Origin of the sequence: Thalassospira sp. MCCC 1A01428 (genome assembly GCF_002115825.1) — a bacterium.
In the GTDB taxonomy this organism is placed as follows: Bacteria; Pseudomonadota; Alphaproteobacteria; order Rhodospirillales; family Thalassospiraceae; genus Thalassospira.
In genome coordinates, this window is sequence record NZ_JFJZ01000007.1 from 162,292 (window position 1) to 175,487 (window position 13,196).

General features: G+C 56.5%; 13 protein-coding genes. 6 read left to right on the top strand and 7 right to left on the bottom strand.

All coding sequences use genetic code 11. The features are described 5' to 3' along the window. Positions 1-78: 78 nt before the first annotated feature. From THS27_RS08480 to THS27_RS08500, 6 genes are all read left to right on the top strand, one after another. A complete protein-coding gene (locus THS27_RS08480) occupies positions 79-1,248 on the top strand; it encodes an O-antigen ligase (RefSeq protein WP_246832896.1) in 1,170 nt (389 codons plus the stop codon). Further along, a complete protein-coding gene (locus tag THS27_RS08485) occupies positions 1,238-2,425 on the top strand; it encodes a hypothetical protein (RefSeq protein ID WP_139835525.1) in 1,188 nt (395 codons plus the stop codon). Before THS27_RS08480 ends, THS27_RS08485 begins: the two co-directional genes overlap by 11 nt. Then, positions 2,422-2,664, top strand: a complete 243-nt coding sequence (locus THS27_RS26615) for a hypothetical protein (RefSeq protein ID WP_139835526.1) — start codon at positions 2,422-2,424, stop codon at positions 2,662-2,664. The genes THS27_RS08485 and THS27_RS26615 overlap by 4 nt, the downstream gene beginning before the upstream one ends. A gap of 86 nt (positions 2,665-2,750) precedes the next feature. Continuing rightward, positions 2,751-5,258 (top strand): ATP-dependent helicase HrpB, encoded by a 2,508-nt coding sequence (gene hrpB / locus THS27_RS08490; protein WP_085589803.1) that lies wholly within the window; start codon positions 2,751-2,753, stop codon positions 5,256-5,258. Positions 5,259-5,378: 120 nt separating this feature from the next. Further along, positions 5,379-6,080 (top strand): VIT family protein, encoded by a 702-nt coding sequence (locus tag THS27_RS08495; protein ID WP_085589805.1) that lies wholly within the window; start codon positions 5,379-5,381, stop codon positions 6,078-6,080. Between the two features lie 100 nt (positions 6,081-6,180). Continuing rightward, on the top strand, positions 6,181-6,648 hold the full coding sequence (locus THS27_RS08500) for a glyoxalase/bleomycin resistance/extradiol dioxygenase family protein (protein ID WP_085589807.1): 468 nt from the start codon (positions 6,181-6,183) through the stop codon (positions 6,646-6,648). A gap of 45 nt (positions 6,649-6,693) precedes the next feature. Here THS27_RS08500 and greB read toward each other — a convergent pair whose 3' ends face one another. The 7 genes from greB to THS27_RS08535 all read right to left on the bottom strand — a co-directional run bounded on the left by greB (position 6,694) and on the right by THS27_RS08535 (position 12,932). Further along, complete coding sequence (gene greB / locus THS27_RS08505) at positions 6,694-7,173, bottom strand: transcription elongation factor GreB (RefSeq protein ID WP_085589809.1); 480 nt, start codon at positions 7,171-7,173, stop codon at positions 6,694-6,696. Positions 7,174-7,298: 125 nt separating this feature from the next. After that, positions 7,299-8,543 carry an MFS transporter gene (locus THS27_RS08510; RefSeq protein ID WP_085589811.1) on the bottom strand — a complete coding sequence of 415 codons (1,245 nt, stop codon included), beginning with the start codon at positions 8,541-8,543 and terminating at the stop codon, positions 7,299-7,301. Positions 8,544-8,593: 50 nt separating this feature from the next. Further along, positions 8,594-9,565, bottom strand: a complete 972-nt coding sequence (locus tag THS27_RS08515) for a LysR family transcriptional regulator (RefSeq protein WP_085589813.1) — start codon at positions 9,563-9,565, stop codon at positions 8,594-8,596. Positions 9,566-9,659: 94 nt separating this feature from the next. Next, the gene (locus THS27_RS08520) at positions 9,660-10,856 is read right to left on the bottom strand and encodes a DUF3095 domain-containing protein (RefSeq protein WP_085589815.1); all 1,197 of its coding nucleotides are present in this window, start codon (positions 10,854-10,856) and stop codon (positions 9,660-9,662) included. A 55-nt stretch (positions 10,857-10,911) separates the two neighbouring features. Continuing rightward, positions 10,912-11,130: a SlyX family protein gene (locus tag THS27_RS08525; RefSeq protein WP_085580960.1), complete on the bottom strand. Its 219-nt coding sequence runs from the start codon at positions 11,128-11,130 to the stop codon at positions 10,912-10,914. Between the two features lie 295 nt (positions 11,131-11,425). After that, a complete protein-coding gene (locus THS27_RS08530) occupies positions 11,426-12,313 on the bottom strand; it encodes an NAD(P)-dependent oxidoreductase (protein ID WP_256376765.1) in 888 nt (295 codons plus the stop codon). Between the two features lie 205 nt (positions 12,314-12,518). Next, a complete protein-coding gene (locus THS27_RS08535; RefSeq protein ID WP_210402862.1) occupies positions 12,519-12,932 on the bottom strand; it encodes a tellurite resistance TerB family protein in 414 nt (137 codons plus the stop codon). Positions 12,933-13,196: the final 264 nt, after the last annotated feature.

Genomic DNA, 13,196 nt, shown 5'->3' on the forward strand with positions numbered 1-13,196 from the left:
TGAAGATGCAGGGCCTAAGTGTAGGTTTAACCAGACCCGGTGTCATGGCATTTCGGCGCGCAGAATAATGAGAAAGAATTGAGCCCATCAACCGGCCCCAGACAAAGCCGCCAACGCAAGAAAAAAGGCGATAACACCGGGCATTATCGTGACATGCCCTATATGGGGCCAAGGCGCGCCGGGATATTGCAGCTTTTTGTGTCTGTTATGGGCATGGCGGTTATTGCGGTGTCGTTATGGGCGTTGCCACTGGGCGGGACGATTACTAAAATCCTGTTGATTTTGTGGGCGCTGGCCGGGCTTTCGGGCGCGGTCGGGCGCAAGGCATTGGGGCTGGATGCGGCATTGGCCCTGCTGGTGGGGGCGGGGCTTTTGGTTTGGGTGGTGGTGGTTTCCCAGGATTTGGGTGCCGCCATTCGGCTGGCGGGAAACCTGGCCATTTTGCCGCTAGGCCTTGCTGTGGGCATGATGGTGGGGCAGCGTTGCCTGTGGCCGGTTATGATACCAATGCTGGTTTATGTTTTAATCGATAGCGAATTTTTGCTGACCAGCGAAGGTTGGCGGTTGAATAATCCGTTTTTGTTTTTGGCGCTGTTTGTGATGGCGGTGGCGTGGCGCACAAAGCCGAATGTGCCCGGGGAAACCGGGAATGCCGGTTTTTTGTCTTTGGCGATGGCTGTGATTGCGGTGGGGGGCATATTTGCCAGCCAAACCCGGATTGCGGTTTTGGCAATGGCCATCGTTATGGCGGCGCGCATTCGGTTTGTTTCCGCGTGGACCTGGCTTTTGGGTTTACCATTGGCGGGGCTGGTTTTGTGGGCGGTAATGGATGCCTTGCCACGGCTGTTATTTACTCACGCCAGCGGGCGGTTGGCCTATTGGTACCTGTTTTGGCAGCAATGGTGGCAGGGCACGGCGCAAAACCGCTGGCTGGGCTTTGGGGCCGGGGCGATTGAACGGCAATTGCAGCATTTGCAAACTGCATCTTCGTTCGGGGCCTTGCATAACGACCATTTTCACATGCTGTATGAAAGCGGTATCGTCGGGGCGGCCTTGTGGTTGACCGGATGGGGGATGATGATTTGGCTGGTGCGGGCATCCAGGGGGGCGGTTTATATTTTGCTGGCGGTTATGGTCACAATGATCACGGACAATACATTGTCTTACGGGCATTATTTGCTATGCAGCGGCCTTGCTGCCGGGGTGGCATGGCACACGCAAATGCAGGCGGATGACGGTGAGTTTTAACAACGTAATGACGGTGGCTGATGCCGAACGCCTGCGCGCCGTACGGGGCCGGGTGTGGCAGCATATGGTGGATCACCGTTTTGCCGGGGCCGACCCGTTTGATGGATTACACAGCAAATATTGCGCCGGATCGACCATAATGAACCATCGTATCAGCCGTTTGGCATGGTTGCAGGCATTAAAGCATGCCCCGGCGAAGATACGCGACTATGCCGCCATTCCCCCTATGATAAACCCGAAAACGCTGGCGTTGCTGTTAGGTGCTGGTGACGGCGTACCGGTTTCGGATTGGTCCGCATCCGGGGCGGCTTTTGACGGGGCGAAGGTCGCCCCGGATTTAACCCGCCAGTTGCTGGCCTTGCAAAACCCCGATGGCGGCTGGGGGTATCCGTTTGCATGGCAGGCGCGGGCCTTTTTTGCCCAAGGCGGGCAATCGAACGCCATTGTGACCTGTTTTGTTGTGGATGGTTTGTTAAACGGGGGGAAAATACCGCCCGATCATTCGGCATTGCAAGCGGCGGCAATGTTTTTACGGCGTGGTTTGTGGCGGGATCCATCCGTAACCGGGGCAGATGGCGGTTATTTTGGCTATATTGCCGGTGCGAATGCGGAAATTCATAATGTAACCTTGTGGGCCGCGTGGATATTATGGCGGCTGGTGCGGGATAATCCCTGTTCACAGATTGCAATTGAAAGGGTGCTGGGCCAACAACGCGATGATGGCGCGTGGGTGTATGGCAAACGGCCCCATCACGGCTTTATTGATGGCTTTCATAGCGGATATATTCTGGACTTGCTGCATCGCCTTGATGATGCCGGGTGGCCGGGCCTGCAAAATGCGATGGATCGGGGCTGGCAGTTTTATCAGCGTGCCTGTTTTGATGACCAGGGTTTGCCGCGCAGCTTTGCGGGTAAAAACCGTTATCTTGATAGCCATGCAGTGGCGCAAGCAATGGCAACATTGCACCGGTTTGGGGCCTTCGCACAGGCCCGGGATGTGGCCCTGTTTGCCATTGACCCGCTTTTTGACCACAAGCGCGGCGTTTTTTATGCAGGGCAAGGGCGGTTTGGCAAAGACCGGCGGGTTTTTATCCGTTGGACGCAGGCATGGATGGTGTGGGCAGTATCGATCATGATTGATAAGGAAATGCCGGGCGGTGGCAGGCAGGGAAGATGATGGAACCCCTTTGTTTTGATCACCCGGACCAGAAACGTGCGGAAAAAGAAGCTGTTTTGCGTAGCCTTGATCCGGTGGAATTTAAGGCCCTGTTTCAACTGACCCGCAATGCCGCAAGCATCGCCCGCCAGAACGGCGATATGGAACGGCTTTATGCCCTGACACGAGGGTTGAAAACCTTGCAGCGGATCAGCGGGGAACGGGGCTTTGTTCTGACGGTCAGGCGGCCTTCACCGTAAGGTGGGCAACGTTTCGCGGCTTGCCAGATCGGCTTTAATGTCGAATAACACGCACAGCCTTTTTTGCCGGAAACTGTCGGGGTTTTATGACGTCTGATTTTCCCAGCCTGCCGATTGATGCAGTTCTGCCCGCCCTGAAAACAGCGCTTGTCGATGGCACCAATGCCGTTTTGCAGGCCCCGCCGGGGGCGGGCAAAACCACCATGGTGCCGCTGGCTTTGCGCGGTGCGAACTGGCTGGCCGGGCGCAAGATTATCATGCTGGAACCAAGGCGTTTGGCGGCACGCGCCAGTGCACGGCGCATGGCGCAATTGCTGGGTGAACAGGTCGGCGAAACGGTGGGCTATCGCGTGCGGTTTGACAGCAAGGTTTCCGCCCAAACCCGGATCGAGGTTGTAACCGAAGGCATTTTGGTGCGCCAGATTCAGGATGACCCGGAGCTTTCGGGCATTGGCGCGCTGATTTTCGATGAATTTCACGAACGATCATTAGATGCGGATTTGGGGCTGGCGCTGGCACTGGAATCACAAGCGGCCTTGCGCGATGATTTGCGCATTATCGTAATGTCGGCCACGCTGGATGGCGGGCCGATTGCGGCTTTGATGGGCGATTGCCCGCTGATCAGCAGTGAAGGCCGGGCGTTTCCAGTTGAAACCACCTATATGCCGCCCAAACCACGCGAATGGGTTGAAACCACCATGGTTGCGGCCATTTGCGAGGCCTTGGCAACGCAACATGGCTCTATTTTGGCGTTTTTGCCGGGGCAGGGCGAAATTACCCGGGTGGAAAGCCAGCTTCGACCGTTATTTACGGCCAAAGACAAGGTTATTATCGCCCCGCTGTATGGCGCGATGGACACCAGGGCGCAAGATCTTGCCATTCAGCCCGCACCCGAGGGGTTTCGCAAAATTGTGCTGGCAACGGCAATTGCCGAAACCAGCCTGACGATTGATGGTATTCGCGTGGTGGTGGATTGTGGTTTGCAACGCCTGCCCCGGTTTGATCCGGCATCGGGGATGACGCGGCTGGTGACTGTTAAATCATCGCAGGCCAGTGCCGAACAAAGGCGGGGTCGCGCCGGGCGACTGGAACCGGGCATTTGTTATCGCCTGTGGGGCGAGGCCGAACACCGTGCGCGCCCACAATTTAGTGCGCCTGAAATTGCCGAGGCCGATTTGGCCCCGTTAACCCTGGAACTGGCACGCTGGGGAGTGGCCGATGTGACCAGCCTGCCATGGTTGGATGTGCCCGAGGCCGCAAAGATTGATCAGGCGCGCGATGTGTTGCGCGCCCTTGATGCGCTGGATGATGCCAACCGCATAACGCAAATGGGGCAGGCGATGGCGGCCTTGCCCGTACATCCGCGATTGGCGCATATGATGGTGCGGGGCCAGCAATTGGGCTGGGCCGATACCGCCTGTGCGCTGGCGGCTTTGCTGTCGGACCGCGATTTTATGCGCAGTGCCGGGGCCGACTTGCGCCTGCGGATCGAGGCCATGGCGCGCGGGCGCGCACCGGGCATGTTGGACGAGGCCACACGCCAGCTTTCGCGGTGGTTAAAACAGGCGGGCAAAACCGTAAACAGCACCGTTAACGATGCCACGAACGATATTGATTTTACCGACCGTGTGGGCCTGCTCGTCGCCTTTGCCTACCCGGACCGGATTGGCGAGCGCCGACGCGGGGGTGAACCACGCTATCGCCTGTCGGGCGGGCGCGGGGGTGTGTTGCCCAAAGAAGACGGGCTGGCCCCCGAACCATGGTTGGCGGTGGCCGAGCTTGACGGGCAATCGCGCGAAGCCAAAATATACCTTGCCGCCCCGGTGTCAAAGGCGGCCCTGGAAAGCCATTTTTCCAGCCAGATCCAGATCGGAACCGAGGTGTTCTGGGATAGCCAGAACGACATGGTGGTGGCCCGCTGGCAACGGCGCATTGGTGCCCTGGTATTGGAAGAAAAACCGGTTCACGATGCGGTGGACCCGGCAAAACTGACACAGGCGATGGTCGATGGCGTGCGCAAGCTGGGCCTTTCGTGCCTGAACTGGAGCAAGGAAAGCGAACATCTGCGCGCAAGGCTGGCGTTTTTGCATGAACAGGACAGCGAAAACTGGCCCGATATGAGCGATGCCGGGTTGCTGGCCAGCCTGGAAACATGGCTGGCCCCGTATTTAACCGGTATTATCCGGCGCAGCCAGTTGCGCCAGGTGAATGTGGCCGAAGCCTTGCTGTCGGGCATCGACTGGAACCAGCGCCAGAAACTGGACCAGTTGGCCCCGACCCATTGGACCGTGCCAACCGGATCGCATGTTCGTATTGATTACCGGCCCGAAGGCCCGGCCTTGCCGGTGCGGTTACAGGAAATGTTTGGCGCAACCGAAACACCAAAAATTGCCGGGGGCAAGGTGGCGGTCACCTTGCATTTATTATCGCCCGCCCAGCGACCCTTGCAGGTCACATCGGATTTGATCGGGTTTTGGCAGGGGTCCTATGCGCAGGTAAAGGCGGAAATGAAGGGGCGGTATCCGCGGCATTACTGGCCCGACGACCCGTTACAGGCCGAACCGACCCGGCGGATCAAACGCCCGAAAAGCTAGAAAATTATCACCCAAAGAATGATGTCATAACCGATAGAGACGCCCGAAAAATAAATCGGCATGATGCAAAAATGTATCGGCAATATAAAATAACTGAATAACCCGCATTAAAGGCACGCCATGAAAACGTCGCACCGCATCAAGGAAAAACATCTGGTGGAACGGGTGGGGTGGCTGCGCGCGGCCATCATGGGGGCAAATGATGGTATTGTGTCGATTGCCAGCCTGATTGTCGGGGTGGCGGCGGCAAATCCGGCACGGGCCGATGTGTTGCTGGCCGGGGTTGCCGGTTTAATGGCCGGGGCCATGTCGATGGCGGCAGGTGAATATGTGTCGGTCAGTTCGCAATCCGATACGGAAAACGCCGACCTTGCGCGTGAACGGCACGAACACGAAATCGACCCCGAAGGCGAATTGCTGGAACTTGCGGCGATTTATCAAAGCCGGGGGCTGGATGCGCAACTGGCCCTGACTGTGGCACGGCAAATGATGGCAGGCGACGCGATCGCTGCCCATGCCCGCGACGAGTTGGGGTTATCGCCGGTCAATGTTGCCCGCCCGTTGCAGGCCGCGGTGACATCGGCCCTGATGTTTGCCCTGGGGGCGTTTTTGCCCCTGGCGACAGTATTGTTTGCGCCCGTTGCGTATCTGATACCGGCTGTGGGGGCGGCGGCCTTGGTGGCACTGGCACTTTTGGGCGGCTTTGGCGCGCATATCGGCGGGGCGCGAAAGTTTCATGCCATTGTGCGGGTGGTGTTTTGGGGCGCTGCGGCAATGGTGGTTACCGCAATAATTGGCCGGTGGGTCGGCACGGTGGTTTAAGGGAACCATACTTTAACGGTTATGGAGACCTTGCCATAGTTTTGCCGGGTATTTTCTGGCAGCATAAAGGCCTGTGCATATAAACGGTTGGGACGATTGAATGCTGCGTGCGGCGACCCCTTTGCTAAGTGTAGCCAATATTGACCAAAGCATTGATTTTTATCACTGCCTTGGTTTTGCTGTGATGGCGCGAACCGTTGATGAATTTGGCAAGGAACCGGTTTGGGCCATGCTGGGGGTAAAACCGGCATGCAAAACGGCAGGTGACAACGGGGATGCCGCCCATGCCTGCAACAGGCCCGATGATATGGATACCGGCGTAATCCGGTTGATGCTGGCTGCACATGGCGGCGTATCACATGAAGAACGCAAGATGCGGCCATCCTTTGCCGGGATGGTGTGGTATCTGGAATGTGATGACGTACCAGCCTTGTATGACTGCCTGAACAAAGCAGGCTACAGCCCGGAGCCGGTTGATACCCTGGAAAACGGGGCTGTGCAGTTTTTTGTCCGCGACCCGGATGGATATGAAATTGCCATCATCAGTGCCGCCGATGCTGCCGGGTGAAAGCCGGCAGGCCGCCATATTGAACGTCGATCAGTGTCAGATGTGTTATTGCGGATAAGTAATTTTCAGAACTTCAAGTTCGTCCAGCCCGGCGGGCGTGTTTAGCGTGATAACATCGCCGACTTCGTGTTTCATCAGGGCGCGGGCAACCGGGGAAACCCAGCTTATTTTGCCTTTCAGGCTTTCGGCTTCGTCTTCGCCAACAATGCGAATGGTTTTTTCCTCGTCGCGGGCATTTACATAGGTGACTTCGGCACCAAAAAAGATGCGTGAATGGTCGGGCTGGTCTTCACTGCGGACAACAACGGCATCCTCGATGCGTTTGCGCAGGTAACGCACCCGGCGGTCAATTTCACGCAGGCGTTTTTTGCCATAGATGTAATCGCCATTTTCACTGCGATCACCATTTCCCGCCGCCCACGATACAATCGCCACGGTTTCGGGCCGGTCCTTTTTCCAAAGGTGGTCCAGCTCGCTGCGCAGGGCGTTTAGCCCTTCGGGGGTGATGTAAATTGGTTTGTCCATGCCGGGGTTTTATCGCAAAGCGCGGGCAACGAAAAGAGGGATCACAAACAGAAACCGGGCAGCGTTAAATTAAAGGAAACATACTTTAAAACGCTGCCCGGTAAAACGGTGTTGGTGATGCCGGATCAGGCCTTGCTGGTTGCGGGCTGTTCGGTGCGCAAGGCGGTATCATTGATCGGGATGTGGATAAGGGCGGCAAAAATGCCAAGGGCGATAGACATGATCCAGACAGCATCGAAACTGCCGGTCATGTCATACAGAACCCCACCCAGCCACGCGCCAAAGAACGCGCCGATTTGATGGCTAAGCATCACCAGGCCAAACAGGGTTGCCATATAGCGCGGACCAAAAACCTGGGCGACAATGCCACTGGTGAGCGGCACGGTTGAAAGCCACAAGGCCCCCATCAGGGCCGAAAACAGCCAGATCGAATCAGCCGTTTTGGGAGCCAGCAGAAACACGAAAATCACCAGCGCCCGGGTGCCATAAATAAGCGACAGCCCCCACTTTTTGCGCCAGCGCCCGCCAAACCAGCCCGAAGCCAGGGTGCCGACAATGTTAAACAGGCCAATCAAGGCCAGCCCGTTGGCCGCAACCGAGGGCGGCAAACCGCAAAGCTGGGTAAAGGTGGGCAGATGGGTGGCAATGACGGCAATGTGAAAACCGCACACAAAAAAACCGGCATTTAACAACAGGAAACCCCGGTGTTTGCGGGCTTCGTGAAAGGCGTCAATCAGGCTGGTGGGGCCAAGATCGATGGCGGCGGTGGCACCGCCCGGTTTATGGTCGGCACGCCCGGTTAAGGCAAAGGCGGCCGGCATGATGATAAGGCTGATCAGGGCGATCATGGTCAGCGCGCCGACATATCCCAAGCCGGAATTTAACGCCTGTGTGGTGGGGGCCATTAAAAACTGGCCAACCGACCCCCCGGCACTGGCAAGGCCCAGAACAAAGCTGCGCCGTTCGGGCGGGAAAACCCGGCTGATCGCGGCCAGGACAACTGCAAAGCTGGATGCGCCAACACCAATGCCAATCAAAAGGCCCGCTGTTGCATAAAGCGCAATGGGCGAAGATGCCTGCCCCATCAGATACAGACCCAGCGCATAAAAAACGGTGCCACCAATGAGCGTGCGGGTGGTGCCAAAGCGGTCTGCCAGTGCCCCGGCGATAGGGGCCGCCAGCCCCCACAACAGGTTTTGAATGGCAAAAGCCAGACCAAAGACCGATGCTGTCCAGCCTGTTGCCGTCAGCATATCGGGAATAAACAGGCCCAGTGACGGACGAATGCCGAGATTGACGGCCAGAACCAGCCCCCCGCATATCAGAACCAGCCACGGAAACCATTTGGTTGTTTTAAGCGAATTGGACATGGTGCCTCGTTGATGAATAAGGTTTGGCCGACACTATGGCGGGGCAAAAATCATGCGTCCAATTCATAGGGTTCATGTATTCGATTACTTTTATGCATTATGCCGGTATTTTCCGGATGTGCGGCAACGGAAAGAAGTCTGGCAAGGCCATCCAGCACGGTGTCGATATCGGTGCTGGCGGGGCGACGCAGAAAAACAACTTTCATCGGCCAGCGGGCATCGGCAATGTTCAGCAGCGACAGGGCAGATGCCGACCGGTTAAGCATGCAATAGCGTTTGGCAGTGATGCCGTATCCGACCCCTGCGGCTACCATTTCGATTTGCAGGTCAAGGGCCGAAACCTCCAGTATTGCGCGAAAACTGACACCTTTGCGGTGGGCGAGAACATTGCCCAAAGCGCGAAATGAACATCCTTCGGGAAGCAGGATGATCGGGCGTTGGGCCAGTTCGACGATGCTGGTCGGCGGGTTGGGGTCGTTTGCCGGGCCAATGGGGACGATTTGATCGTCAAAAAGGGGATCAATGCGAATGGATTTGGGCAAATCGCTGCCGGGAACACCGGCAATGCCGGTAAGGGGTTCCTCCATTGTCAGCAAGGCATCAATTTCGCCGCGTCGTAACATGGGCAGCAATTCGCTGGCCCAGCCCGACCGCAGGCTTAGCTGTGTATCGGGAAAATCGTGGTGCAACGCGCGAATGGTTTGTGCCGTTACCAGCGGGGCGACCCCATGCGAAACGCCAATTTTCACCGGGCCGTGTGGTGATGTTCCGGTTTTGACAATATCGGCAAAACCCGAAAGGCGGCGCAATAAATCGCGGGCTTCGGCCAGGGCGCGTTGCCCTGCCGGGGTTGGGCGCAAGGGTTTGGTCGTGCGGTCAAACAAAATGCAGCCGGTACGGGTTTCAAGGCGCTGAACGCGGCGGGTGATGGCAGGCTGGGTAAGGCCCAGCCGACTGGCGGCACCATGAAAGGATTTTTCTTCGGCAACGGCGATCAGGGTTTGTAATTCGCGGGTGTCCATGTTGCAAACCTTCCGTGAGGCCCCTTATGGGTATGCCCAAAATGGAATGATGCAACAAACTGATCAAAATGATCAACCTGATTAATTTTAGTAATTATAAAACCGGCGTTGCTGCGGGCGGGGGTGGGGCATCCGGGGTTTGCTGGCGCGCATCGCGTTTGGCCTTATAGGCCGCCGCCGCCGCTGTATAGCCGCCTTCGCCGCCATCGAGAAAATGAAAATGGGTGTCATTGACCACAGAGGGGACGATGCAGGTCATGATGGCGGTTTTTTGCCGGTGTAAACCATATTGAATGTGATTGGCTTTTTCGGCTTGAGACAGCATTTGTTCAAGCTGATCGGCCTGTTGGCTGTTGCAATTGACCGTCATGAAAAGGGCATCGCCAAATTTGCGGTAATCGGTATTAAGGGCGGTTAGTTTTCGATAGTGGGCCGGGTCAAACGCACCAAGTTTCCAGCCGGTTTTATCAAGGATAAAGGCCAGTGCGGCCGTTAAAAAGACCTTGGCACGGGCATTAAAAAGGGATCCGCCCCGGGGCCGGTTTGCCATGGCTTCCAGGTTAAGGCCCGCAGGTGGAAAGCGAAATAGCGGGCCATTTTCACCGACCGGATGGGCGTGGCGGGGGTCTTCGTCAAGCAGGTAAAGCACATCCTTGACGACGGCATCAAAGGCAGGCCGATTGCCAAGCGGAAAAACAATGAGCGACAGGATGGACCCGTTGCCCGATGCGGTAATGGGCGACCAGCGGCAGGAAAGGCCGTTCAGGTCGGGCTGGGTGCCGGGCGGCGCAGAGGCGACATGGTGGTCATTATGGGTTTTCATTTGGGTTTCGGCCCAATGAATGCCTTCGCCCCGAAACATGGCATAGCTTACAGCGCTTGAAACAGCATAGCGGGCGACCTGCACATCGCGCCCGGCCGCCCGGATTTCCGCCATGCTAAACAGGGCAACCCGCAATTCCAGTTCCAGATTTTCGTGTACCCAGCGCCGGGTGGCGGCCAGGGCGAGGCGAATTTTATCGATGTGGTCAGGCGCGCAGGCAAAACTGGCCCCGTCGCCGCCAAACATGAACGGATAGGAAGAATGCCCCAACGTATTGCTAATAGCAGCAATGACAGCCGCCCCGGCCATGTTGACTGCCTTGTAGCGCCCTTGTGCCACGGCCTCGGTCGAGGAAACAACATCGGCAATGCCAACGTACCAGTCGTCGGGCAACGGGTGATAACAGCCCGGATCAAGGATCTGGCTAAATTCCGTAAAGGTTGGGATGGCGAGGTATGAATTGGGCACAGTTTGCTCGTATCAGCGAAAAACATTTGGCGGGATACCGCCATGCCGGTTTTTATCAGTAATGGGGCGGGGGCACGTCGTCTTCGGGGGCGGTTTGCATGAAGTCATTCATGCGTTTCATGTCTTCGCCGAGCAAATGGTTGCGGCGTTCAAGAACATCAATACGGTCCCACTGCCGTTTGACCATCATCGACATGTCCGTCATTGCCTGATCAAGGTGGGAAATGCGGGTTTCAAGTTCGATGATGCGGGTTTCAAGGTCTGTGTCTGTCATGGGACTCTGTATTTGGTTATGGCGGCAAATGCCCGGTCGGCCCGGGTGGTTTATCATGCCTGACACAGGGGTAAACATAAATACAAACCTGTATAATGTCCGATGCCGTACAAAAACATCCCCCGGCCCGGGCCGGGGGATGAAAATAGGCAGCTTACAAATTTACCAGCAAGGGGCGCGCAAAGGCCGGGCAATAAGCCCCGGAAGATGGCGGGTTATTGCCTTTTTGATGAACCTGGCCATTGCCCACCCACCGGGGGCCTGGTTGACCGGTTTAAATCAGGGAAGTTCGTGATTAGTCTTCCTCGTAGATTTTGATCAGGGCGGAATGGTCAAGCTGGCCGCCGCCAAGGTCGATCAGTTCGTCGTAAAGTTCCATTGCCAGACGGGTCATGGGCAGTTCCAGCCCCAGATCAGCTTCGGAAAATTCAAGCGCCTGATACAAATCCTTGCGCTGGGTAATGGCGCGGCCGCCGGGTTCGAAATTACGTTCGATCATGCGTTTGCCATGCTGTTGCAACACAGTTGAATCGGCAAATCCCCCGGTCAGGGCTTCGCGCAGGCTGGCGATATTGACCCCGGCTTCTTCGGCCATCGAAAAAGATTCGGCAATTGCCGCAATGGTAACCCCGACAATCATCTGATTGGCAGCCTTGGCAATTTGCCCGGCACCGGCCTGCCCGACAAGGGTGACGCGGTTGCCCAGCACCTTGAAAATCCGGTCGACACGCTGGAAAATATCGGGTTCGCCGCCCACCATGATTGAAAGTGTACCGTTTTGCGCCCCCTGCGTGCCGCCCGATACCGGGGCATCCAGCCATTCACCGCCCGCATCCTCGACAGCATCGGCAAAGCGTCGGGTGGCATCGACCGATGTTGTGCCCATGTCGATGACGATGGTGTCTTCTTCCAGCCCGTCAAGAATGCCATCTTCGCCCATCAGCACATTTTCGACAGCATCGGTATCGGCCACACAAATGATGACAATGTCGGCCTCGGCAACCGCATCGGCGGGGGTGGCCGCGGTTTCAACGCCAAGGTCTTCGAACATGTTCAGCGTTTCGGGGTTGCGGGTGGTGACAGTTAGCTTGGCACCCGCCTTTTCCAGGTTAAGGGCCATCGGGCGCCCCATAAGCCCCAGTCCGATGAAGGCTATGTTTTCGCCTGCCAGTGCGGTCATGATGGTGTGTTCCCTTTGTTCGTGCGATCAATAAGCGATGGTGCGCAAGCAGGATGCTGCACATGAAATGTCATCAATTCCGCGCAAAGAAACCGGACCCATACAGTGGAATCCGGTAATTTCTGCGGGTTTTTATGGTGCCAGTTTACGGTTTATTGTGGCAAAACAGCGTTGAAACCCGAGGTCTCCGGCGGGAATGCCGGTCGCATCATACGTCGCCGGGGCGCAAGTAACGTGCGGCCATGGCCCGTTCAATGGCCGAGCCAACCAGACGATCAATATCAAAACGGTGACGGATCAGTTCCAGAATACGCAGTTCTTCCTGGCTGATTTCGCCGTCGGACAACACGATTTCACACGCGAAAACATAAGCGGTTTCGCGCATTTTTTTCGACAGGGCATCGCGAATCAGAACCAGCGTATTGTCCAGTCCGTCTTCCTCGCCAAGCCGGGCGGCGCAATCACGCGTGACTTCGGTCAGGCGTTCGCTGTCAAAACCGGCAAAGATGGGAAGATAACGCACGCGGCGCGCCATTGCGGAAAGTTCGGCATCGGTAATGTCGTTGTCTGCTGCAGACACCATCACCATAGTGTAGATCAATGCGTCCTGATGAGAAATCACCATTGTTCTCCTCGACATTCCGGGTTTGACAAGGGCGTGTCTGCCGACGGGCCATACGGCCTGATCGCTCATCAAATTAGAACGGGAACCGGTCCCCCGCAACTGTTTAAGGGGATGAAAAGTGAAAATAGTGATAATGCGATGTAATTCGCCAGGAACTGTGGTTAAAAATGGCAGTTTTCCCGGTCAGGTAGTATAAAGGGAATCTAATTCGAAATTGAATTGTTTATTAATTAATAAATTTCTAATTGTTGAATGTATGAG

What these genes read in the sequence shown, in the direction of transcription:
- THS27_RS08510 (WP_085589811.1), bottom strand. Translation starts at nt 8,543, where the DNA reads ATGTCCAATTCGCTTAAAACAACCAAATGGTTTCCGTGGCTGGTTCTG.
- THS27_RS08500 (WP_085589807.1), top strand. Translation starts at nt 6,181, where the DNA reads ATGCTGCGTGCGGCGACCCCTTTGCTAAGTGTAGCCAATATTGACCAA.
- THS27_RS08525 (WP_085580960.1), bottom strand. Translation starts at nt 11,130, where the DNA reads ATGACAGACACAGACCTTGAAACCCGCATCATCGAACTTGAAACCCGC.
- THS27_RS26615 (WP_139835526.1), top strand. Translation starts at nt 2,422, where the DNA reads ATGATGGAACCCCTTTGTTTTGATCACCCGGACCAGAAACGTGCGGAA.
- greB (WP_085589809.1), bottom strand. Translation starts at nt 7,173, where the DNA reads ATGGACAAACCAATTTACATCACCCCCGAAGGGCTAAACGCCCTGCGC.
- hrpB (WP_085589803.1), top strand. Translation starts at nt 2,751, where the DNA reads ATGACGTCTGATTTTCCCAGCCTGCCGATTGATGCAGTTCTGCCCGCC.
- THS27_RS08495 (WP_085589805.1), top strand. Translation starts at nt 5,379, where the DNA reads ATGAAAACGTCGCACCGCATCAAGGAAAAACATCTGGTGGAACGGGTG.
- THS27_RS08515 (WP_085589813.1), bottom strand. Translation starts at nt 9,565, where the DNA reads ATGGACACCCGCGAATTACAAACCCTGATCGCCGTTGCCGAAGAAAAA.